The organism is Aureimonas sp. OT7, from assembly GCF_014844055.1.
Classification (GTDB): domain Bacteria; phylum Pseudomonadota; class Alphaproteobacteria; order Rhizobiales; family Rhizobiaceae; genus Aureimonas; species Aureimonas altamirensis_A.
Map to the genome: position 1 here is coordinate 2,557,875 of NZ_CP062167.1, position 21,240 is coordinate 2,579,114.

A 21,240-nucleotide genomic window follows, 5' to 3' on the forward strand; every position below is an offset into this window, starting at 1 on the left:
TATCACGTCATTCCATGCTGAGGGACCGTCCATGCAACGCCTACCTGTCTCCGTCCTTTCGGGCTTTCTGGGAGCCGGCAAGACCACGCTTCTCAACCACGTTCTTGCCAATCGTGACGGTATGCGGGTTGCCGTCATCGTCAACGACATGAGCGAGGTGAACATCGACGCCAGTCTCGTACGCGATGGCGGGGCCAACCTGTCGCGGACCGACGAGAAGCTCGTCGAGATGACCAATGGCTGCATCTGCTGCACGCTGCGCGACGACCTGCTGGCCGAGGTGCGGGACCTCGCCCGGCAGGGGCGGTTCGACTATCTTCTGATCGAGTCCACCGGCATCGCCGAGCCCCTGCCCGTCGCGGCCACGTTCGAGTTTCGGGACGAGGCCGGAGACAGCCTGTCCGACGTCGCGCGGCTGGATACGATGGTAACGGTGGTGGACGCGGCCAACCTTCTGGCCGATTACGCCTCCGCCGATTTCATCCGCGAGCGCGGCGAATCCCTCGGGGAGGACGACGAGCGGCGCCTTGTGGATCTGCTGGTCGAGCAGATCGAGTTCGCGGACGTCCTCGTGCTGAACAAGGTGTCGATGGCCAGCGCGGAGCAACTCGATGCCGCGCGCAAGATCATCCGCGCCCTGAATGTCGACGCGCAGATCGTCGAGGCCGATTTCGGCAGGGTCGACCCGAAGGCCATCCTGGGCACCGGCCTCTTCGACTTCGAGAAGGCGCATGAGCATCCCTTGTGGTTCCGCGAACTGAACGGCTTTGGCGACCATGTGCCCGAGACCGAGGAATACGGCATCCGGTCTTTCGTCTATCGTGCCCGCCGCCCCTTCGAGCCGGCGCGCTTCCAGGCCTTCGTCGACAGGCCATGGCCGGGTGTCGTGCGGGCGAAGGGCTTTTTCTGGCTGGCGACGCGCCCGGACTTCGTCGGAGAGATCAGCCAGGCCGGCGGTCTCGTGCGTACGGGCAAGCGCGGTTTGTGGTGGGCGGCGGTACCGAAGCGGAACTGGCCGCAGCACCCCGAATGGAAGGCGATGATGGGCGGCCTTATCGACCCCGAATGGGGCGACCGCCGGCAGGAAATCGTCTTCATCGGCACCGACCCGATGAGCGAGGCGGCCATCCGGCGCGAGCTGGATGCCTGCCTTGTGGCCGGCGACAGCTTCTCGCCGGAGAGCTGGAGCCGGTTGCCCGATCCGCTTCCAGCCTGGCCACGCGCAGCCTGACGGGATGACGATGCGGCGCGCATAGCCTGGCGCGGCGGAATATGGTCAACCTGCCAGGTGAACTGGCAGGAAGGGACTGGCCATGGCCGACAGCGCAGGCATGCAGGATACGCCGACACACAAGCGGGGAGCCGGGGTGGGCTTCGTCTACGAAACGTTGCGCAACGAGATCGTGGAACTGAAGCTCAAGCCCGGCAGCGCCATGGACGAAGTGCAGCTTTCCGCACGCTTCGCCATGTCACGCACGCCTATCCGCGAGGCCATGGTGCGCCTGCTCAGCGAGGGCCTGCTGGTCGCCCTGCCGAACCGAGCCACCATCGTCGCGCAGATCGACTTCCTCAACCTGCCGCATTTCTTCGATGCGCTGACCCTGATGTATCGCGTGACCACGCGTCTGGCCGCGGCCAACCACGGCGCGGACGCCATGAAGGCCATCGAGGCACGTCAGGCCGATTTCGTCGCGGCGGTCGCGCGGCGCGACGCTTTGGCGATGATCGCCACCAACCGCGATTTTCACCTGGAGATCGCGCGGGCCGGCGGCAACGTCTATTACACGGACATGTTCACGCGCCTTCTCGATGAAGGCCGCCGTATCCTGCGGCTGTACTACTCCAGCTTCAACGACATGCTTCCGCGCCCCTACGTGGACGAACATGAGGCACTCATCGCCGCGATAAGCCAGCGCGCGGTGGATGAGGCGGACATGCTTGCCGCCGCACATGCACGGCAGATCATCGGCCATATCCAGACGGCTGTCAGCGCCGATGCGAGGGTCAACGCGGAAATCACCCTGTAGTCGATTCTTTCTTGTCGACAAAGAAAATACAACGCCTATTATGGCGTTTGATCTAGCCGTTGGAGAGCGCTGTGGACAATTCCGTTTTCAAAGGTTGCATGCCGGCCCTGATGACGCCCTGCAAGGCCGACAGGACACCGGATTTCGACGCACTCGTGCGCAAGGGCGGGGAGTTGGTGTCAAAGGGCATGTCGTCGGTCGTCTATTGCGGCTCGATGGGCGATTGGCCACTGTTGACCGACGCGCAGCGCATGGAAGGCGTCGAGCGCCTGGCCGATGCAGGCATTTCGGTGGTTGCCGGAACGGGAGCGGTCAACACGGCGATTGCGGCGGCGCATGCCGCACATGCCCAGAAGGCCGGCGCCAAAGGGTTGATGGTCATCCCGCGCGTGCTGTCGCGCGGGCCCTCGCCTGCGGCGCAGAAGGCGCATTTCAAGGCGATCCTGTCGGCCGCCCCGGACCTGCCGGCCGTGATCTACAACAGCCCCTATTACGGCTTCGCCACGAAGGCGGACCTGTTCTTCGCCTTGCGCGCGGAGCATCCCAACCTTGTCGGCTTCAAGGAGTTCGGCGGGACGGACTCCCTCACCTACGCCGCCGAGCACATCACCAGCCAGGACGATGCCGTGACGCTGATGGTGGGCGTCGATACCGCCGTCTGCCATGGTTTCATCAATTGCGGGGCGAAGGGCGCGGTCACCGGGATCGGCAATGTGCTTCCGGCGGAAGTGCTTCATTTGTGCGGATTGTCGGCCGCAGCCGCCAAGGGCGACCCGGAGGCCCGTCGCCGCGCGCTGGAGCTGGAAAGCGCGCTGCATGTCCTGTCGACCTTCGATGAAGGGCCGGACCTGGTCCTGTTCTACAAATATCTGATGGTTCTGACCGGCAACCCGGAATATGAGCTGCACTTCAACGAGAGCGACAGCCTGTCGGCAAGCCAGCGCGGCTATGCAAAGGCGCAGCTAAAAATGTTCCAGACCTGGTACTCCGTCTGGAACGGCAATCTCGGCACCGAGTATCGCCACGCTGCATGATGTGGAAAGGCATGCGGGCCGCCCGATGGGCGGCCCGCATTTTTATTAGTTGAAGCGGTACGAAAGCTTCGCCGTGATCGTGTGGAAGTCGAAATCGTCCGAACCGGTGAAGTCGGTGAACCCACCCACGCCGCCACCGAACGGGCCGGCTACGAAGCGCGTGAAGGAATCGTCATCGCCGAGGTTGGTGTAGAGATATTCGACACCGATCGAGATGTTGTCGGCAACCAGGAAGTCCAAGCCGCCGCCGACGGTGTAGCCCCAGCGATCATTGCTGTCGGAGAAAGCCGCTGCCGTGGCGAAGGGCGCTGAATCGGCAGAGAACCTGTAGCTGACGTCACCATAAGCGACACCGCCCGTGGCATAGGCCAGGGTGGTCGGCGTCACGAGATAACCGGCGCGCAGGCGGCCCGTGGCGAAATAGTCGAGATCACGCTCGGCGGTGTAAAACGCCGGAGTGCTCGAAAAAGCGCTCTGGCGCTGGCCGAGGTCCGAAGCGTTGATGTCCAGCACGGCACCGACGACCCAGTTGTCGATCTGGTAGTCGTAGCCGATGTGACCGCCGCCGACGAAGCCGGATTCGAAACTGGACTCGTAGTTGCTGCCGAAGGCGCTACCCGGGAACGCGCCGGGGAAGCTGGGCACGATGCTGAAATTGTCGGGGTTCGACGGGTTGAAGCCGCCGCCCGCCTGGACGCCCAGGTAGAAGCCGGTCCACGACGGAACGGCAAGTGCGACGACCGGGGTCACCATCGGCTCTTCATAGATGACATCCGCGGCCGAGGCCGGAATTGCCGTACCGGCCAGAAGGCCGAGGACCAGAAACTTCTTCATACATCCCTCCGTGGGTGAATCGAACGCAAATCACGCGCTGATCGTGATTGCGAAATTTTCGTGACACGCTTCAAACGAAAAATACTTCGATATCGACAATCGCCGATCAACAATTCTTGTTGAGCAAATTGTCGCACCGCGGTTGTCAATGGCAACACATGCGCCCGCGAGAGAGAATGACGTAAGGTTTACTTAAGCCACAGAATACAGGTCGCCAGCAAGACCTCTGCCGCACGGACGATATCGCCGGGCTCGACATGCTCCGCTTCATTGTGGCTGACGCCGTCACGGCACGGGCTGAACAGCATCGTGGACGGTGCGACGCCGGCGACGAACGTGGCATCGTGAAACGCCCCCGACAGGATACGCCGGTACGACGCGCCGGCCTGGCGGGCCCCCTCCTCGACCAGTTCGACCATGCCCTCGGGAAAAGCCACCGGCACCATCTCCATCAACGGTTCCACCGCGACCGTGCATCCGTGGCCGCGCGCCGCCTCCGCCAGTACCGTGCGCAACCTGCCCTCGTGCCCGGCCAGGCCGCGCAAGGTCGGGTGGCGCAGGTCGACGGAAAAGCGCACCTCTGCCGGCACGGCGTTGATCGACCCCGGCGAAGCCGCGATGCGACCGACGGTCAACCGGACGTCTTCATCGCCTGGCATGATCGTGGCGAAAAGCACGGCGAGCGCGGCGGAGGCCGCCGCCATCGGATCGCGTCGGAAGGCCAGCGGGGTGGTGCCGGCATGCGCCGCCGCACCCCGGAAGGTGACGTCGTACCAGCGCGTGCCCTGGATGCCGGTGACGGCTCCGATGGCGATCCCCTCGCGCTCCAGCACCGGGCCCTGCTCTATATGCAGTTCCAGATAGGCGGCGATCGGATGGCCGGGTTGCTCCACGGATACGCCGGGCAACGCGGCCAGCGTGTCGCGCAGCGCCGCATCGAGCGTCATGCCGGCGGCGTCCCTTGCCTGCAGCCATTCGGGCCGCAGGCCACCCTCCACGAATGCACGCGAGCCGAGCGCACCCGGCTGAAAGCGGCTCCCCTCCTCGTTCGTCCAGGACACGAGTTCCACCGGACGGGGCGTCGAAACGCCGGCATCGGCCAGCGCCTCCAGCACCTCCAGTGCCGCCAGCACGCCGAGCGCCCCATCGAAGCGGCCGCCGGTCGGCTGGCTGTCGAGGTGGCTTCCGATCAGCAGTGGCGGCAGATCGGCATCGGCACCGGCGCGCCGTGCGAAGAGGTTGCACGCCGTGTCCTGGCGCAGGGCGAAGCCGCGCGCGGCGGCAAGCTCGGCCAGCAGGGCGCGGGCCTGCCTGTCCTCGGGCGAGAGCGCCTGTCTGTTGACGCCGCCCTTGGGCGTCGAGCCGATGGCGGCGAATGCGTCCAGGCGCGCCAGAAGGCGCGCGGCATCGATTTTCGGCATCACCGGACGGATGCCGAAAAGGCACGGACGCGCTCGGCGTCCACGGCATTCCACCACACGCCGTCATGCTTGAGCGAGCTTGCGACGATGACCCCGTCGCAGACGGCCAGAATGTCGTTGACGTTGTCCCTGGTCACGCCGCTGCCGACCAGTGTCGGCAGCCCTCCCGCCTCGCGGATCATCCCGATATAGGCAGGGTCGGCCGCGTGGCCCGTCCGCTGGCCGGTGGCGATGACCACATCGGCATCGAAGAAGACGAGGTCGCGCACCAGCTCCTCGACCGGCCGGTCGGCAACGATGGCATGGGCGCCATGCTTGACATGCGCATCGGCGAAGATGCTGACGCCATGGGCGCGCAACTGAGCGCGATACCGCATGGCGCGGGCGGCTTCGCCCTCCATGAAACCTTCGTTCGCCACATAGGCGTTGGCCCATTGGTTGACCCGGACGAAGGAGGCCTGCGACGCGGTGGCGATGGCCAGCGCCGGGATGGCGGCATTGGCCAGGACATTGATGCCCATGGGGCGCTGGAGTTCGCGCCGGATCCTGTCCGACACCACCGCCATCACGGCGCTTGTCTCGGGCCCGATATCGTCCGGCTTGGCAAAGGGCACGTCGCCATGGTTTTCCACGATGACGCCGTGGCAGCCATTGTCCAGATAGGCGCGGGCGTCGGCCAGCCCACGCTCGTAGAGGGCCTCCACGCCACTGCCGTCGTAACGTGGGCTACCCGGAATGGGCATCAGGTGGACGACCCCGATCAAGGGTTTGTCGACGCCGAAGATGCGGCGCAGCGTCGTCGTGTCGCCGCGTCCGACGGGAGAGCCGTTGGATGCCATGTCTAGTCCTTCCGCAGCATGATCGCCTGTATTTCGTCCCGGGTGGGACAGGAATCGAAAGTGCCGGGCCGCGTCACCGCCAGCGCGGCGGCACCGGCCGCCACGCCGACCGCCTCCGGCAGCGGCGCCCCTGCATGCCACAGGGCCACGACGACGCCGCAGAAGACGTCTCCGGCCCCGCTCGTGTCCACGGCCTTAACCTGAATCGCCTCGCGCCGGAACCGCTTGCCGCCGCAAAGCCCGACGGCGCCCTCGGCCCCAAGCGTTACGACGACATCCCGCGCACCCCTCGCATGCAGCGTATCGATGGCGGCTTCGATATCGCTGTTTCCCGACAGGCTTTGCGCTTCGCCCCGATTGACCACCAGAAGGTCGCAGCTCGGAAACGCAGAAGAGTCCAGCGGGCTCGCGTTGACGGCCAGCCGGATGCCGGCCTTGCGTGCCGAAGCGGCCAGCGCCTCGGTGGCCGCCTTCGTCAGGTTTCCCTGTAGCAGCATGGCGTCGCCCGGCCTCAGGGCCCTTGCCACCGCGCCGGCGGTTTCATCGCCGATGGCGCGGGCGCAATCGACGCAGCTCGCGACGATGTTTTCCGCCGAGGCGGCCACCAGCACGACCGACATGTCGGTCGCGGTGTCCATCCTTGCAATATCGGCGACGGGCAGGCCGGCGGTCGTTGCACGGTCGATGAGCCGGCTTCCTTCCGCGTCCTGCCCGACGGCGCTGAAGAACCGGACGTTTGCGCCGGCGCGGGTGGCGGCCAATGCCTGGTTTGCCCCCTTGCCGCCCGGCCCGCGCAGGCATTCCACGGCATTCACCGTTTCGCCCGGCCCGGGCAACGCGGGGACGCGCATCGCGAAATCCACGCAGATATTGCCGATGACGTGCAGCGTCATGTGCGATCCGAGAAAACCGCGCGCGGATTGCCCACGAGCATCCGGTCGATCGCGGCCTCCTCCATGCCCAGGCGGCGCAGGCGCGGCACGAAGTTGCGCAGCACATGCCCATAGCCGAAGCCGCCGTAGCGCGTGAGCATCATCTTCAGGAAGACGTCCTGCGACAGGAGGATCCGGTCCGCGAAGCCGCGATCCACCAGGGCCGCGATGGCGCGGGCGTTTTCCTCGTCGCTGGGGGATTGGGCATCCTGGTCGGCATAATAATAGTCCATGCCGATCATGTCGTATTCCAGAAACGCGCCGCGCCGGGCCAGGCTTTCCTGGTAGGCGGGGTCGGAATGGCTGGGGTTCATATGGCACAGGACCGTATGGTCGAGGTCCGCCCCTTCCGCTTCCACCACGTCCAGAACGCGATGCGCCAGCCGCTCCCATCCCGGCAGATGGATGGACAGCGGCACGCCGGTCCGGGCCGAGGCGCGCGCCGAGCCACGCAGCGATTTCAGCTCCGCGGGCGTGAAGTCCTTCGAGACGCCCACTTCGCCGATGATGCCGGCCATGATGTCCGGCTTCCGGGCCGCACCGCCGACGTCGGCGACGATGAAATCGGCCACCGCATCCACATCCATGCCGGCCAGCCAGTCCGGATGGGTATGCTCCAGATAGAAACCGGTGCCCATCACGATCTTCAGCCCGCTCATCCGGGCGATGCGGGCCAGCTTGGCGGGATCGCGGCCGATGCCGAAATTGGTGCACTCGACGACCGTGTGCCCGCCCAGCGCCCGGAAGCGGTCGAGCTCGGCAAGCGCGAGGTCAGAATCCAGCAACGATACATTGTCGAGGTTCGCATAAGGGTTCATCCGCAACTCGCCGATGATGTCCATGCGTACCGGGCCTTGCGAAACCTCTTCATTGTCCGGGCCGCAGGGGCAGCGCCAGGTGGCGCTGCCGTCCAGCACGATATGCTCGTGCATCAGCGTCACGCCCATCTCGTCCACCGGCACGGGCCCGGTCACCGTCATGACGTGTCCGGAGCATACGCCGACCCCGATCGATGCGCCCGTCGAATGTGCGCCAGGGGACTGGAAATCGAGAGCCATGGCCTCAGCGCCTCCGGGCCGTGCCCCGGAAGAGGCGGAAGTTGAGCCATATCGCGATCAGGATGATGCAACCGGTGATGATCGGCGTCAGGAAGGGCGACATGTGCGACAGGATCAGGCCGTTGGCGATGACGGCGACTGTCAGCGCGCCGAGCAGCGTGCCGGTCATGGAGCCCCGCCCGCCGAAAAGGCTGGTGCCGCCGAGCACCACGGCGGCGATAACCTCCAGCTCGAAGCCCTGCCCGGCGTTGGACGAGCCGGAGCCGAGGCGCCCGGCCAGCACGATGCCGGCAAGGGCAGCCGCGGCGGACGACAGCATATAGACGCCAAGTACGATCCGGCGGGTATCGACGCCGGCACGGCGCACCGCCTCGGCATTGGCGCCGATGCCGGTGACATAACGGCCGAACCGCGTGGAGTTGAACACGACGAAGGCCGCGACGAGAACGGCGAGTGCGATCCAGGCGGGTATGGGCACGCCCGCCAGCCAGCCGCGCCCAAGCACCACGAAGGGACTGTCCGGCGCGATCGGGATCGAATAGCCGCCGGTTATCAGCAACGCCACGCCCCGGATCACCGAAAGGCCGGCCAAGGTGACGATGAAGGCGGGTATGCCCTCATAGGCGATGAAGAACCCTTGCACGGCCCCGATCAGACAGCCGAGCGCCAGCATGGCCACGATGACGGCGGGCCACGGTACGCCCATCTGCAGCAGCGCGGCCGACAGGGCGGAAACGAGCGCCAGCACGGAACCGACCGACAGGTCGATACCGCCGGTGGTGATGACGAAGGTCATGCTTGCCGCGACGATCAGAAGCGGCGCCGACTGGCGGATGACGTTGAGAAGGTTGGGCGTCGACAGGAAGGCGTTTGTGGACAGCGCAAACAAGAGGCAGACCGCGATGAAGAAGACCGCGATGGACGCGACCCCGCCATTGGCGAGGAAGCGGTCGGCAAGCGTTTCCTTGCGGAACCGTCCGGAGGCGGCACCATGGGGCTGATGGACCTCGCTCATGGCCGGGGCTCCTCGATGTGGCGGCGTGCCGACCGCGCATCGAACTTGCGTCCGACGATCAGGTTGACCACCTCTTCGACATTGGTGTCCTGAACCTGCCTTTCGGCGATAGCCCGCCCCTCGTACATCACCTGGATCCGGTCGCAGACCAGGAACAGGTCCTGCAGACGATGGGTGATCAGGATCACGCTGACGCCGCGCGCCGAAACGGTGCGGATCAGCTCCAGCACGGCCTCCACCTCGGCGACGGCCAGCGCGGCGGTCGGCTCGTCCATGATGAGCACCTTGGGGTCGAAGGACGCCGCCCTTCCGATGGCGATGGACTGGCGCTGGCCGCCCGACAGATTCTCGACCTTCAGGCGGGTGTCGGCGATGACGATGCCGAGCCGGTCCAGCATGGCTCGCGCCTCGTCATGCATGCGCGTCTTGTCCAGGAACGGCAGTCCGGCCACGCTGCGGCGCGGCTCCCGCCCCAGGAAGATATTGCCGGCAACGTCGACCGTGTCGCACAGGGACAGGTCCTGATAGACCATCTCGACATGCGCAGCGCGTGCGTCGGCTGGCGAGGCGAAGCTGACCACCTGCCCGTCGATCTCTATCGTGCCGCTATCCGGCACGACGGCCCCGGACAATACCTTGGACAAGGTAGACTTGCCGGCGCCATTGTCGCCGACGAGGCCCAGGACCTCGCCCGGCGCAAGGCGCAACGAAACGTTTTCGAGCGTCTGGATGGGGCCATAGCGCTTGCTGATGCCGCGCATATGGACCCGGTCTCCCGCAGGGGCGGTTGGCATGGGCAATTCCCGTTCCGGGGCCCGGCCATCGACGGCCAGGCGGACAAGAAGAGCCGGGCGCCACGGCGCCCGGCCGGGTTCGATCACTGGAACATCGAGCGGAACTGGTCGACATTCTCCTTGGTGACGATGGTCACCGGCACGTTGATGATCGGCTCCACCGTGCCGCCGCCCTTCAACGTCACGAGCGCTTCCACGGCGGCCTTTCCTTCGCCGGCCGGATCCTGCTGGACGACGGCCGTGACCCAGCCCTCGTCGATGCCCTTGACCGCCTGTGCGGTCAGGTCCCAGCCGAACACCTTGACGTCCGATTGGCGGCCCTGGCTTTCCACCGCGGATACGGCGCCGATCAGCGCCGGCTCCCCGGTGGCGTAGATGGCCGTCATGGTGGGGTTGGCCGTCAACAGGTTCTCGGCGGCGCCCAGCGCCACATCCTGCACGTTCTGCCCATCCACCGTCTCGGTGAAGGTAATCGCATCTCCCGATGCCGCGACCGCCTCCTTGAAGCCGTCGAGGCGCTGGTTCTGGATAAACGAGTTCAGTGCGCCGACGACGCCGACCGTCGCCTTTCCGCCCATGTCGGACTTGACGTAATCGGCGAAGAACTTGCCGATATCGGCCCCGGCGGCGGCATTGTCGACGCCGACGAAGGAGACATTGTCGCCGTCCGGAATCTGGGCGTCGATGGCGATGACCGGAATGCCCGCCTCCTTGGCCTCGGTGATGGCGGGCTTGACGCCATTGACGTCGATGGCGACCAGGATGATGCCGTCCACCTTCTGCGTGATGTAATTCTCGATGGCGGTATTCTGTGCCGCCGGCACGTTGTTGGCGTCGAAGATCACCAGCTCCACGCCGGCCGCCGCCGCGGCTTCCTTGGCCCCGTCATTGATCTGGTTGAAGAAGAGAGCCTGCTGGTTGATCGTCACGAGGGCATAGGTGTCCGCATGGGCGGCGGCCGCGGTCAGCACCGACAGGGCAGCCACGGTCTGTGAAAGTCTACGGATCAGGCGCATGTCTGAAGTCTCCTTTGAGCGTTCGCGGCCGGCTGTCCGGCGTCGGAGCTCCGAGAGAGTTCAAGAGACTTGAATTTCTGTCAAGGGATTTGCACGCACTGCGTGCATGTTTCGATCTTGCACCGCAAATGGGCACTCAGAAGGTTGGTGGCGTATTCACCCAGAAGATGGCGGCCGGCTCGGCGCCCAGATTGCGGTAGTGGTGCGGGCGCTCGGACTGGAAGGCGAAGCTGTCGCCAGGGGCCAGCCGAAATGCCAGGTCATCCACCATCAGTTCCACCTCGCCGGTGATGACGTAGCCGACTTCCTCGCCCGAATGGCTGATCGGCCCGGCACTTTCGCCGAAGGGAGCAAGATGATGGATATTGCACTGCAACAGATGCCCGGGCGCATAGGGGATGATCCGCTCCAGCGCTATCCCGCGCCCCTGTCGCAGCGGGTCCAGCGCGATCAGCGGCCGCGCTCCGGCGCGGTAGACGATCCCCTCCTCTCCGTCGGCTTCCTCGAACATCCGGCCGATATTGGTGCCGAGCACCTCGACCAGGCGATGCAGCATCGGCAGCGATGGAGAAGCCTTGCCGTTCTCGACCTTGGATAGCAGGCTTTCCGAGCACTGCGCCGCCGCCGCCACGGCCTTCAGCGTCATGCCGCGCATCTGCCGCGTGTGGCGCAGACGCGTGCCCAGGCGCCCCGCCGCCCCCTCGCCCTTCAGGTCGATCGAACTGCGCCCCATGCGGAAATCTCCCAAGCTGTCGTCCTCGCAGAATGCCGGTAACTTGAACATCATTCAAGTAACTGGAACTTCGTTGCGCAGAATTGCGGCAGTGCGTCACAATTAACCGCTTTACTAAAGCGATTTACAAACTCAACCTTACGTTCATGAACGAGGTCGGACGAAGGAAACGGGTGACGTTGGGTGAGGTGGCGAAGGCCGCCGGGCTGTCGCCTGCTGCCGTGTCGCGATACTTGTCCGGGCAATTGACGCTGCCCGAAACTACAAGCCGGCGCATCCAGAAGGCCATCAGGGAGCTGGGTTACCGCCCCAACCATCATGCGCGCAGCCTAAGCCTCGGACGTTCCGATGCGATCGGGCTGGTGGTGCCGGATATCAACAATCCGTTCTTCTCCAATCTGGCGGCGGCGGTGGAGCGCGCGGCGCAGGCCCGCGGCATGCTGATGATGCTGTGCGCCACCTCCAACAGCCTGGAGCGCGAACTGGAGTATCTTCACCTTCTGGGGGCCGGCGTGGTCGATGCGCTGGTGTTCGCCACCAACCACGGGGACCCGGACGGAAGGCTGGCCGGCGTGCTCAACGGCGATCCGCGCGTCGTGTTGCTGGACGAGGACGTGCCGGGCACCGATCTCTTCAAGGTCTTCTCGGACAACCGGCAGGGCGGCCTTCTGGCCGGGCTTCACCTGATCGAGCACGGCCATCGCCGCATCGCCTATATCGGCGGCCCCTGCGACTTGATGAGCGCACGCGAACGCGCCGAGGGCCTTCACGACGCCGTGCGCGAGGCAGGGGGCGACGCCGCCATCGTTTCGGAATTGTTCGGCAGCTACACCATCGCCCATGGCGAAGCGGCCATGGAAGAGATCCTGGATACCATGCCGGGCGTCACCGCCGTCTTCAGCGCCAGCGACGAAATCCTGATCGGGATGCTTCACGTCCTGCGTCGCCGCGACATGGTCGTCGGGCGCGACATCTCCATCGTCACCTTCGACGATGCCGGGCAGCTGGAAATTTTGGCCGTTCCGGTATCGGCCATTCGCCAACCCTTGCAGGCCATGGGCGAACGCGCCCTCGACATGGCCATCGACTCCCTTGCCGGAACGCGCGGCCCCACCGTGGCGCGGCTGCCGGTCGAACTCATCCGTCGCCACTCCGTGGCGCACCTCGCCTGACTTAAGAGAGAAAGAGAAGGAAATACGATGTCCGCCAAGAAGAAGGTATTGCTGGTCGGCGAAAGCTGGGTCAGCTCGGCCACCCACTACAAGGGCTTCGACCAGTTCGGCTCCGTCACCTTTCATCTCGGCGCCGAGCCGCTGGTGAAGGCGCTGAAGGACAGCCCCTTCGAGCTGACCTACATGCCGGCGCACGAGGCGGTCGAGGCATTCCCCTTCGAGCGTTCCGGGCTGGATGCCTACGACGCCATCATCCTGTCTGATATCGGCGCCAATTCCCTGCTGCTGCCCCCGGCCGTCTGGCTGCAAAGCAAGACGGTGCCGAACAGGCTGAAGCTCCTGCGCGAGTGGACGGCGGATGGCGGCGGCCTGTTCATGATCGGCGGATATTTCTCGTTCCAGGGCATCGACGGCAAGGCCCGCTGGCGGCGGACGCCGGTGGAGGAAGCCCTTCCGGTCACCTGCCTTCCCTATGACGACCGGGTCGAGATTCCGGAAGGGACCGCGCCCGTCTTCGTCGCCGACCACCCCGCGCTGGCCGGCCTGCCGAAGGATGGCTGGCCGCTGCTGCTGGGCGTCAACGAGGTGGAAGTGAAGCCGGGCGCGGACCTTCTGCTGCGTCTGCCCGACGACCAGGGCGGCCACCCGCTGCTGGTGACGGGCACCTACCAGCAGGGCCGCACCGCCGCCTGGACGTCCGACATCGGCCCGCACTGGCTGTCGCCGGCTTTCTGCGAATGGGATGGCTATGGCCGGTTGTGGAGCAACATCCTGTCCTGGTTGACCGAAACGCGCTGATCGGGAGGCGACGATGACCGACATCCCGCTCATCGAGGCGAAAGCCATCTCCAAGCGTTTCGGCGCGCTCGCGGCGCTGACCGACGTGGACCTAGCCATCCGCAGCGGCGAGGTGCTGGCGCTTCTGGGCGACAACGGCGCCGGCAAATCCACCTTCATCAAGGTCCTGTCCGGCGCGCACCCGCAAAGCGACGGCGAACTCCTGATGGATGGCAAGCCTGTGTCGCTGTCCTCGCCGCAGGATGCGGCGGACCTCGGCATCGCCACCATCTTCCAGGAACTGGCGCTGTCGGAAAACCTGTCCATTGCCGAGAACGTCTTCCTGGGGCGGGAACTGACCCACCGCTTTCTCGGCGTGCCGCTGTTGCGGCGCGCCGCCATGAAGCGCCGCGTCAAGGAGCTGCTGGAAGAGCTGGACGCCCACATTTCGGACCCGGAGGCACCGGTGGGTGCATTGTCCGGCGGCCAGCGGCAGGCGGTCGCCATCTGCCGGGCGCTGAACCTCAATGCCCGGCTGGTCATCATGGACGAGCCGACGGCCGCCCTCGCCGTGGCCGAAACGCGCAAGGTGCTGCAATTGACGCGGCGGCTTGCCGACAGCGGCCGCGCCGTCGTGCTGATTAGTCACAATATGCATGACGTTTTCGAGGTCGCGGACCGGATCGTGGTTTTCCGACGCGGCCGCAAGATCACCGAGAAACGCAAGTCCGACACCAATCCAGAGGAGATCGTCTCCTTCATCACGGGCGCGCATCCCGACGTGCGCGCGCTCGAGATGCGGCACTAGAAACCTGCACGTCCGACGAAAGGCCAATCGCATGATCCAGAGATCGCATTTCGCCCTGGCCCTCGCGGCCCTCATGTCATCCGCCGTCACCATCGCGGCTGCGCAGGAGAAGCCCAAGGTGGCTTTCGTACCGCAGATCGTCGGTATTCCCTATTTCGACGCCATGCAGGAAGGCGGCAACAAGGCCGCCGAAGCGCTGGGTGTCGACTTCATTTACCAGGGTCCGGTCGACACCAACCCGGTGGACCAGCTCCAGATCGTCCAGAACCTCATCAACCAGGGCGTCGGGGCCATCTCTGTCAGCGTGCTGGACGCCTCCAGCCTGACGCCCGTGGTGGAAGCCGCCAAGGCCAAGGATATCAAGCTCTTCACCGCCGACAGCGACGCGCCGCAATCCGGCCGTGCGCTGTATGTGGCACAGGCGACCGACCAGGGCCTCGGCTACGCCATCATCGACCAGATGGTCGAGAGGGCCGGCGAAGACGCCAGGATCGCCATCGTTTCCGGCGAGGCGACCGCATCCAACCTCAATGCCTGGATCGGCTTCATGCAGGAGCGGGTGAAGGAGAAGTACCCGAACGTAACGCTGATGGAGCCGCAATATGCCGGCGGCAGCGCCGAGCGTGCAGCCCAGATCGCCACCGACCTGATGACCGCCAACCCGGACCTGAAGGGTATCATCGGCGTCGCATCCACGACCTGCCCCGGCGTGGCGCAGGCCATCGAAACGGCGGGACGGTCGGAAGACGTCGTCGGCACCGGCTATTGCAGCCCCAATACGGCACGCAACTACCTGAAGAGCGGCGCGCTCGACTACACCGTGCTGTGGGACCCGGCCGAACTCGGCTATCTGACGGTCTGGGCAGGCAAGCAGTTGATCGACGGGACGGAGATCCCGGCCACCGTGACGCCCGAGGGCATGAGCCACGCCGTTACCTACGATGCCGCCACCGGCATATTGCTGCTCGGTGACCCGGCGATCTTTACCGCCGATAACGTCGATGACTTCAACTTCTGATATGGGGCGACTGTTCGGCACCCGCGAAGCGATCCTGGGGGCGGCCATCCTGGCCGCCTGCCTGCTGTTCGCCTTCCTGTCGCCCACCTTCGCCACCCCGGCCAACATCGCCACGATCCTGCGCAACTCGACCGAACTGTTCCTCGTCGGGCTCGGCATGACGCTTCTTCTCGGCGTCGGTGCCATCGACGTTTCGGTCGGCGTCGCCATGGGGCTCGCGGCGATCCTGGCGGGCCGGATGCTGGAAGCCGGCGCGCCCTGGTATCTGGTGGCGCTGGCCGGGCCCCTGGCCGGCGCCGCACTCGGCCTTCTCGCCTCGCTCGTGGTCGTCGTCGGGCGCGTACCGGCCATCGTCGGCACGCTCGGCCTTTACGGCATCTATCGCGCCGCAATCTTTCTGGCGCTTGGCGGTAGCTGGCTTTCCGGCCTGCCGACCGGCCTGACCGATATTCTGGCCGCCCGCCCATTCGGCATCCCGGTCGCACTGCCGCTGATCGCCCTCGCCTATCTGGCGGTCTTCGTCGCCGTTCGCAAGACGCCCTTCGGCCCGCATCTGCTGGCCATCGGCCAGTCCGAGCCCAAGGCACGGCTGGCCGGCGTTCCGGTGCGTCGCACCGCCTGTATCGCATTCGTCGTCAGCGGCCTTCTTTGCGGCCTCGCCGCCATCTTCTACATCGCCACCTACCGCAACGTCGCCATGACCATCGGCGGCACGCTGGCGCTGGAGGCCATCGCAGCGGTGGTGCTGGGCGGAACCAGCATCCTCGGCGGGCGCATCAGCCTGATGGGCACCGCGCTGGGCGTGCTTCTGCTGCGTATCCTGCAGAACGGCCTGCTGCTCGTCGGCGTGCCGTCGCTTTGGCAGCCGGTGGTAACGGGTGCGCTCATCCTGCTGGTTCTGGGGGGAGAAGTCGCTTCGGGCCGCCTTGCGGTGCCGCGCATACGCAAGACCGCGGAGGCCGCACGATGATCCGCTCCAGGGACTTCACCCTTTATCTCCTGGCCGGTCTGTGGCTGGCGGCGATCGCCATTCTGGCGGTGATGCAGCCCGGGGCGCTGGCGCTGTCCACGGTGACGACCGTCCTGCAATTCTCCACCATCCTGGCGCTGGTGGCGCTCGGACAGGCCATGGTGATCCTGTGCGGCGGCGCCGGCATCGACCTGTCGGTCGGCGGCACCATGTCGCTGACCGCCATCCTGTCCATGATGGCGGTGGCAGCCGGCATGCCGGGCTGGCTGCTCGTGCCGGGCTGCGTGGCGCTCGGAGGCATCCTTGGCCTTGCCAACGGGCTGATCGTCACGCGCCTCGGCATCCTGCCGCTGATCGGCACGCTCGGCACCTTCTACATCTATTCCGGCACGGCGCTGGCCATTACCAGCGGGGCCAATATCGGCAACGTGCCCGCCGCACTGACGGTCTGGGGACGCGGCATGCTCGGCGGGCTGCCGCTTCCCTTCCTGACGCTCGCCCTGCCGCTGTTCCTGATTGCCGGCGGCCTGCTGCGCTTCACGAGCTGGGGCCGCTGGATCTATGCCGCCGGCTTCAACGAGCGGTCCGCCCGGCTTGTCGGCATCCCGGTGGATCGCCTGCGGCTTTCGGCCTATGTCGCCAGCGGCGCCCTTGCGGGCACCGCTGCGCTCGTCAGCCTCGCCTGGCTGGGCAGCGCTCGCCCCAATATCGGCCAGAACCTGGAACTCACCTCGTTGACGGCCGCCATGCTGGGCGGAATCGCCATCTTCGGCGGCCGGGGTGGCGTCATCGGCGTGCTTGCGGCCGTGCTGCTGCTCGTCACGGTGCAGACCGGGCTCCTGCTCATCAACGTCAACAGCATCTGGCAACTCGGCATCGTCGGCGCGCTGCTTCTGGCGGTGCTTCTCGTCGACACGCTTGCCATCGTTCGGAGAACATCATGACCCTATCGCCGGAAACCATCGCCGAGGCCGTGGAGGCGCGCGCCAGCCGCATCGTGGATACGCTGTCGCGCCTCGTCGAATTCCCATCCATCGTGTTGAACGACCCCACCAAGGCCGGCCCGGGCGAGCGCGATTGCCAGATCTACCTGCAGAAGCGGCTGGAAGCGCTCGGCTTCACGACCGACCTCTGGGAGCCGGACGGGCCTGCCCTCCTGGAAAAGTACGAAGGGCGGCCCGGCGCCAACAAGGGCCGCACCTTCGACGGGCGGCCCAATCTGGGCGGAACGCTGAAGGGCAGCGGCAACGGCCGCTCCATCATGCTGACGGGCCATATCGACGTCGTGCCCCCCGGACCTGCCACGCATTGGCAGAGCGACCCCTTCGTTCCCGTGGTGGAGGACGGGTTCGTGCGGGGGCGTGGCACGGTGGACATGAAGGGCGGCGTCGCCTGCATGCTGATGGCGGTGGAGATCCTGAAAGAGATCGGAGCCGAGTTGAAGGGCGATGTCGTCTTCACCACCGTCGTCGACGAGGAGATCGGCGGCATGGGCTCGCTCGCCATGGTCGACAGGGGCTTTTGCGCCGATGCCGGCATCATGACCGAGCCGACAGCCAACCGCATCGCGCCGCTGTGCCACGGCATCCTCTGGGGCCGCATCGTCATCGACGGCATCGGCGGCCATGCCGAGCTGACGCCGAACGCCTGGTATGCCGGCGGCCCGGTGGACGCTGTGCAATTGACCCGGCAGATGCTGGACGGCCTGGATATCCTGAACCGGCGCTGGATGCACGATCCCCGCAAGAACCACCCCCTAATGGCGATGCCCAACCAGATCATCATCACCCAGCTCAATGTCGGAGAGCATCCATCCTCGATGGCAGGCCGCGGCGAGATCGTCATCGACGTTCAGTATCTGCCGCATGAAAAGGACGAGTTCGGCCTCGGCGGGCATGTCAAGCGCGAGATCGAGGCGCATGTGGCGGCGGTGTGCCTGGCTGATCCTTACCTGAAAGAGCATCCGGCGCGGGTGGAATGGATACTCGACGCCGACTGTGCCGAGGTTCCGGCGGACCATCCGTTCGTCGAGAGCTTCCAGGGCGCCGTGGCTGCGGCCAAGCTGGACCCCGCCTTGTCAGGCTTCGGCGCGCACAGCGATATCGGGCTGCCGACCGGCCTCGGCAACACGCCGACGGTCAATTTCGGGCCGGGAGATCCGGCCCAGAGCCATCAGCCCAACGAACGGGTCTCGATCGAGGATCTGGTGGCCTGCACGAAGGCCATTGCGCTTACCGTCTACGACTGGACCAACCGGGAGCGGTCCGCCGCCTGAGGCGGCGGCGCCATGCGGGGCTTGCGGTCCGCAAGCCCCCCGGAGACATCGCCCACAGTGCGCCCGACGATGCGCATATGGATGCCCATCGCCTCGGCCGCGGCACCGCCATCGCCTGCCAGTATGGCCGCCACCACGCGGCCATGCTCTTCCTGAGAGCGGTCTATACGCCGGTCGGCATCGAACTGAAGCCGCCGGAACGGCGCCACCCGCCGGCGCACGCTGCGCGCGGTTTCCTCCAGAAAGCCATTGTGACTGCCGCCATAAATGGCGTCGTGGAAGCGGTCGTTGTGGGAGCGGTAGCGCTCCACCTCCCCCGCCGCCACCAGCGCCTCGCCAGACGCATGGAGCGCCTCGAGCCGGCATCGTTCGTTGTCGGTCATGGCCGTGGCGCACAAACGGGCGGCAAGGGTTTCAAGCTCCGCCATCACCAGAAAGATGTTCTGGAACTCGGCTTCCGTCAGCGTCGTCACCACCGCGCCCCGATGCGGCCGCGACAAGGCAAGGCCGATGGATTCCAATTGGCGGATCGCCTCGCGCACCGGCGTACGCGAAACGCCGAACTCGCCCGCCAGCCCTGCCTCGTCCAGAGGCTCTCCCGGCAACAAAATGCCATGCACGATCCGGTCGGCGATGGCCTCGCGGATCATGTCGGCCTGCGTACGGCGTGCCATGGTCTTGTCTGTCTGTGTCATCGTGCCGTGTCACGCTGCCGGGGCGCGGCCAGCGATATAATTGCGCCAACCACCATAATGCGTGATCTCTTGCGCGTTGGCGAGCGCGGCCGGTTCGCAGATGAAGCCGGTGACCAACGAGCCGTCGTCCAGCTCCACCTTGCCGACCCCGAGCGGCTGCGGGATGCCCGCAACGAACCGTCCGAAGCCGCCGGCCGGCATGGTCCACACCTCTACCTCAAGCCCCGGGCCGGCAAATCCGCCATCCCGCACAAGGCCGGGTTTGGGCGGCACCGTGCCGGACAGGGCATGGAGCCGGTAATGCGGCGCCGTGCGTGCCATGCGCAGCAACCGTGCGCCCTGCGCCGCAAGCTCGCCGTTCAACGGCATGCCCGTCAGATGCGCGCCGACAACGGCGATCTCCAGCCAGCCGCCATCCGATTGCGCGGCAGGCGCGCTCCGCGCGATCAGGCCACGATCCAGCCCCGCGCCGCAGGCGGCCTTTTCATGCAGGCGTGCCGCAAAAGCGGCCAGCGCGTCGTCGCTGTCGGCCGGGCCCACCAGTTGGACACCGAAGGGCAGCCCGCTTTCGGTAAAGCCGGCAGGCACGGCGATTGCCGCCGCACCGAAGAAATTGGCAAAATTGGTAAACCGGCCGAAGCGCGCATTCAGCGCCAGCGGATCGGCAAGCATCGCCGCCACCGTCTGGATGTCGGGCGAAGTCGGCAGCAACAAAGCGTCGACATCGGCCATCGCTTCTTCCGCCTGTCGGCGGTATGCGGCAAGGGCGTAGACACCCTCGAAGGCGTCCACGGCGCTCATGCCGCGCGCGCCCTCCATGATGGCGCGCACCGTCGGCTCGACGCTGTCCGGCTGCGCATCGATGAAGGGCTTGATGGCCGCAAGCCGTTCGGCCACCCACGGCCCCTCGTACAGCAGGGCCGCCGCCTTGCGGAAGGGTGCGTAGTCGAAGGGTACGATCTCCGCCCCCAGACTGCGTGCCCGTTCCACTGCCGCACCAAACAGCGCCGCATAGGCATCGTTGCCGAAGAACTCCAGCTCTTCCGCCTCCGGCACGCCAAGGCGCAGCCGCGTCGGCAGCGGGGTGTAGCCGAAGCGGCGTGAGAAGGCATCGGCGGCGTCGAAGCCCTCCATTACACGGCGCGCCGCGATGCCGTCGGCAACCGTTGCGGCAAACACGGTGACGACGTCGATGGAGCGGCAGGCGGGGACGACGCCGGTCGTGGACACCCGGCCGGTCGAAGGCTTGATCCCGACGATGTTGTTGAAGGCGGCGGGCACGCGCCCGGAGCCCGCGGTATCGGTGCCGAGCGCCAGCGCCGCCATGCCGGAGGCGACCGCCACAGCCGAGCCGGAGGACGAGCCGCCCGAGACATAGTCGGCATCGAACACGCAACGCGGCGCGCCATAGGGCGAGCGCGTGCCGTTCAGCCCCGTGGCGAACTGGTCTAGGTTCGTCTTGCCGACGATGATCGCGCCGGCCTGCCGCAGCCGGGCCACCACATGGGCGTCCGTATCCGGCGTATAGGCGAAGTCGGGGCACGCGGCCGTCGTCGGAAAGCCGGTAACGTCGATATTGTCCTTGACGGCGACCGGCACGCCCCACAGCGGCAGGCTGCCGGGAACGGGAGACCGCGCCTCCAGCGCCCTTGCCTGCAGCGTCAACTGCTGCCGGCTGGCCGGGGTGATGAATGCCGCCGGATCGCCCGCCGCGATGCGCCGGGACACGGCATCGACCATCGCATCCAGCGTCAGTCCCGCCGCGTAGGCGTCGGCCAGCGAAGCAAGGTCGATGATCTTCGGAAGATCGGTCATTATCGGT

At 66.2% G+C, this 21,240-nt stretch carries 21 protein-coding genes; 10 read left to right on the top strand and 11 right to left on the bottom strand.

Annotation, left to right across the window (positions count from 1 at the left end; genetic code table 11):
• The first annotated feature begins 31 nt into the window (after positions 1 to 31).
• The 3 genes from zigA (at position 32) to IGS74_RS12240 (ending at position 3,061) form a co-directional block, all read left to right on the top strand.
• A complete protein-coding gene (gene zigA / locus IGS74_RS12230; protein WP_192386441.1) occupies positions 32 to 1,231 on the top strand; it encodes a zinc metallochaperone GTPase ZigA in 1,200 nt (399 codons plus the stop codon).
• Between the two features lie 82 nt (positions 1,232 to 1,313).
• On the top strand, positions 1,314 to 2,027 hold the full coding sequence (locus tag IGS74_RS12235; RefSeq protein ID WP_206688157.1) for a GntR family transcriptional regulator: 714 nt from the start codon (positions 1,314 to 1,316) through the stop codon (positions 2,025 to 2,027).
• Positions 2,028 to 2,098: 71 nt separating this feature from the next.
• Positions 2,099 to 3,061 carry a dihydrodipicolinate synthase family protein gene (locus IGS74_RS12240; protein ID WP_192386443.1) on the top strand — a complete coding sequence of 321 codons (963 nt, stop codon included), beginning with the start codon at positions 2,099 to 2,101 and terminating at the stop codon, positions 3,059 to 3,061.
• A gap of 45 nt (positions 3,062 to 3,106) precedes the next feature.
• Here IGS74_RS12240 and IGS74_RS12245 read toward each other — a convergent pair whose 3' ends face one another.
• From IGS74_RS12245 to IGS74_RS12285, 9 genes are all read right to left on the bottom strand, one after another.
• Positions 3,107 to 3,895 carry an outer membrane beta-barrel protein gene (locus IGS74_RS12245; protein WP_039194061.1) on the bottom strand — a complete coding sequence of 263 codons (789 nt, stop codon included), beginning with the start codon at positions 3,893 to 3,895 and terminating at the stop codon, positions 3,107 to 3,109.
• A gap of 188 nt (positions 3,896 to 4,083) precedes the next feature.
• Positions 4,084 to 5,316, bottom strand: a complete 1,233-nt coding sequence (locus IGS74_RS12250) for a hydantoinase/carbamoylase family amidase (RefSeq protein ID WP_192386445.1) — start codon at positions 5,314 to 5,316, stop codon at positions 4,084 to 4,086.
• Positions 5,316 to 6,155, bottom strand: coding sequence for a BtpA/SgcQ family protein (locus tag IGS74_RS12255; protein WP_039194053.1), 840 nt, complete (start codon positions 6,153 to 6,155; stop codon positions 5,316 to 5,318). The genes IGS74_RS12250 and IGS74_RS12255 overlap by 1 nt, the downstream gene beginning before the upstream one ends.
• A gap of 2 nt (positions 6,156 to 6,157) precedes the next feature.
• Positions 6,158 to 7,048 carry a PfkB family carbohydrate kinase gene (locus IGS74_RS12260; RefSeq protein WP_192386447.1) on the bottom strand — a complete coding sequence of 297 codons (891 nt, stop codon included), beginning with the start codon at positions 7,046 to 7,048 and terminating at the stop codon, positions 6,158 to 6,160.
• The gene (locus IGS74_RS12265) at positions 7,045 to 8,145 is read right to left on the bottom strand and encodes a phosphotriesterase (RefSeq protein ID WP_192386449.1); all 1,101 of its coding nucleotides are present in this window, start codon (positions 8,143 to 8,145) and stop codon (positions 7,045 to 7,047) included. Before IGS74_RS12265 ends, IGS74_RS12260 begins: the two co-directional genes overlap by 4 nt.
• Before the next feature lie 4 nt (positions 8,146 to 8,149).
• Positions 8,150 to 9,160 carry an ABC transporter permease gene (locus tag IGS74_RS12270; protein ID WP_192386451.1) on the bottom strand — a complete coding sequence of 337 codons (1,011 nt, stop codon included), beginning with the start codon at positions 9,158 to 9,160 and terminating at the stop codon, positions 8,150 to 8,152.
• Positions 9,157 to 9,954: an ATP-binding cassette domain-containing protein gene (locus tag IGS74_RS12275; protein ID WP_192386453.1), complete on the bottom strand. Its 798-nt coding sequence runs from the start codon at positions 9,952 to 9,954 to the stop codon at positions 9,157 to 9,159. The genes IGS74_RS12270 and IGS74_RS12275 overlap by 4 nt, the downstream gene beginning before the upstream one ends.
• A gap of 83 nt (positions 9,955 to 10,037) precedes the next feature.
• Positions 10,038 to 10,970 carry a substrate-binding domain-containing protein gene (locus tag IGS74_RS12280; RefSeq protein WP_039194044.1) on the bottom strand — a complete coding sequence of 311 codons (933 nt, stop codon included), beginning with the start codon at positions 10,968 to 10,970 and terminating at the stop codon, positions 10,038 to 10,040.
• A gap of 136 nt (positions 10,971 to 11,106) precedes the next feature.
• Positions 11,107 to 11,703 (bottom strand): cupin domain-containing protein, encoded by a 597-nt coding sequence (locus tag IGS74_RS12285; RefSeq protein WP_192386455.1) that lies wholly within the window; start codon positions 11,701 to 11,703, stop codon positions 11,107 to 11,109.
• 173 nt (positions 11,704 to 11,876) lie between these two features.
• Here IGS74_RS12285 and IGS74_RS12290 point away from each other — a divergent pair, with 173 nt between their 5' ends.
• From IGS74_RS12290 to IGS74_RS12320, 7 genes are read left to right on the top strand one after another with little or no spacing between them, the layout of a single operon-like run.
• Entirely contained in the window at positions 11,877 to 12,875 is a 999-nt protein-coding gene (locus IGS74_RS12290) for a LacI family DNA-binding transcriptional regulator (protein ID WP_246722540.1), read from the top strand.
• A gap of 27 nt (positions 12,876 to 12,902) precedes the next feature.
• Positions 12,903 to 13,673, top strand: a complete 771-nt coding sequence (locus IGS74_RS12295) for a glutamine amidotransferase (RefSeq protein ID WP_192386459.1) — start codon at positions 12,903 to 12,905, stop codon at positions 13,671 to 13,673.
• 13 nt (positions 13,674 to 13,686) lie between these two features.
• Positions 13,687 to 14,460 (top strand): ATP-binding cassette domain-containing protein, encoded by a 774-nt coding sequence (locus IGS74_RS12300; RefSeq protein WP_192386461.1) that lies wholly within the window; start codon positions 13,687 to 13,689, stop codon positions 14,458 to 14,460.
• A gap of 31 nt (positions 14,461 to 14,491) precedes the next feature.
• Positions 14,492 to 15,478, top strand: a complete 987-nt coding sequence (locus IGS74_RS12305) for an autoinducer 2 ABC transporter substrate-binding protein (protein WP_246722541.1) — start codon at positions 14,492 to 14,494, stop codon at positions 15,476 to 15,478.
• Positions 15,462 to 16,448, top strand: a complete 987-nt coding sequence (locus IGS74_RS12310; RefSeq protein WP_206688159.1) for an ABC transporter permease — start codon at positions 15,462 to 15,464, stop codon at positions 16,446 to 16,448. The genes IGS74_RS12305 and IGS74_RS12310 overlap by 17 nt, the downstream gene beginning before the upstream one ends.
• The gene (locus IGS74_RS12315; RefSeq protein ID WP_192386463.1) at positions 16,445 to 17,392 is read left to right on the top strand and encodes an ABC transporter permease; all 948 of its coding nucleotides are present in this window, start codon (positions 16,445 to 16,447) and stop codon (positions 17,390 to 17,392) included. Before IGS74_RS12310 ends, IGS74_RS12315 begins: the two co-directional genes overlap by 4 nt.
• On the top strand, positions 17,389 to 18,723 hold the full coding sequence (locus IGS74_RS12320) for an ArgE/DapE family deacylase (protein ID WP_192386465.1): 1,335 nt from the start codon (positions 17,389 to 17,391) through the stop codon (positions 18,721 to 18,723). Before IGS74_RS12315 ends, IGS74_RS12320 begins: the two co-directional genes overlap by 4 nt.
• Here IGS74_RS12320 and IGS74_RS12325 read toward each other — a convergent pair.
• On the bottom strand, positions 18,687 to 19,418 hold the full coding sequence (locus tag IGS74_RS12325; RefSeq protein ID WP_192386467.1) for a GntR family transcriptional regulator: 732 nt from the start codon (positions 19,416 to 19,418) through the stop codon (positions 18,687 to 18,689). The genes IGS74_RS12320 and IGS74_RS12325 overlap by 37 nt on opposite strands.
• A gap of 9 nt (positions 19,419 to 19,427) precedes the next feature.
• Positions 19,428 to 21,233, bottom strand: a complete 1,806-nt coding sequence (gene atzF / locus IGS74_RS12330) for an allophanate hydrolase (RefSeq protein WP_192386469.1) — start codon at positions 21,231 to 21,233, stop codon at positions 19,428 to 19,430.
• Positions 21,234 to 21,240: the final 7 nt, after the last annotated feature.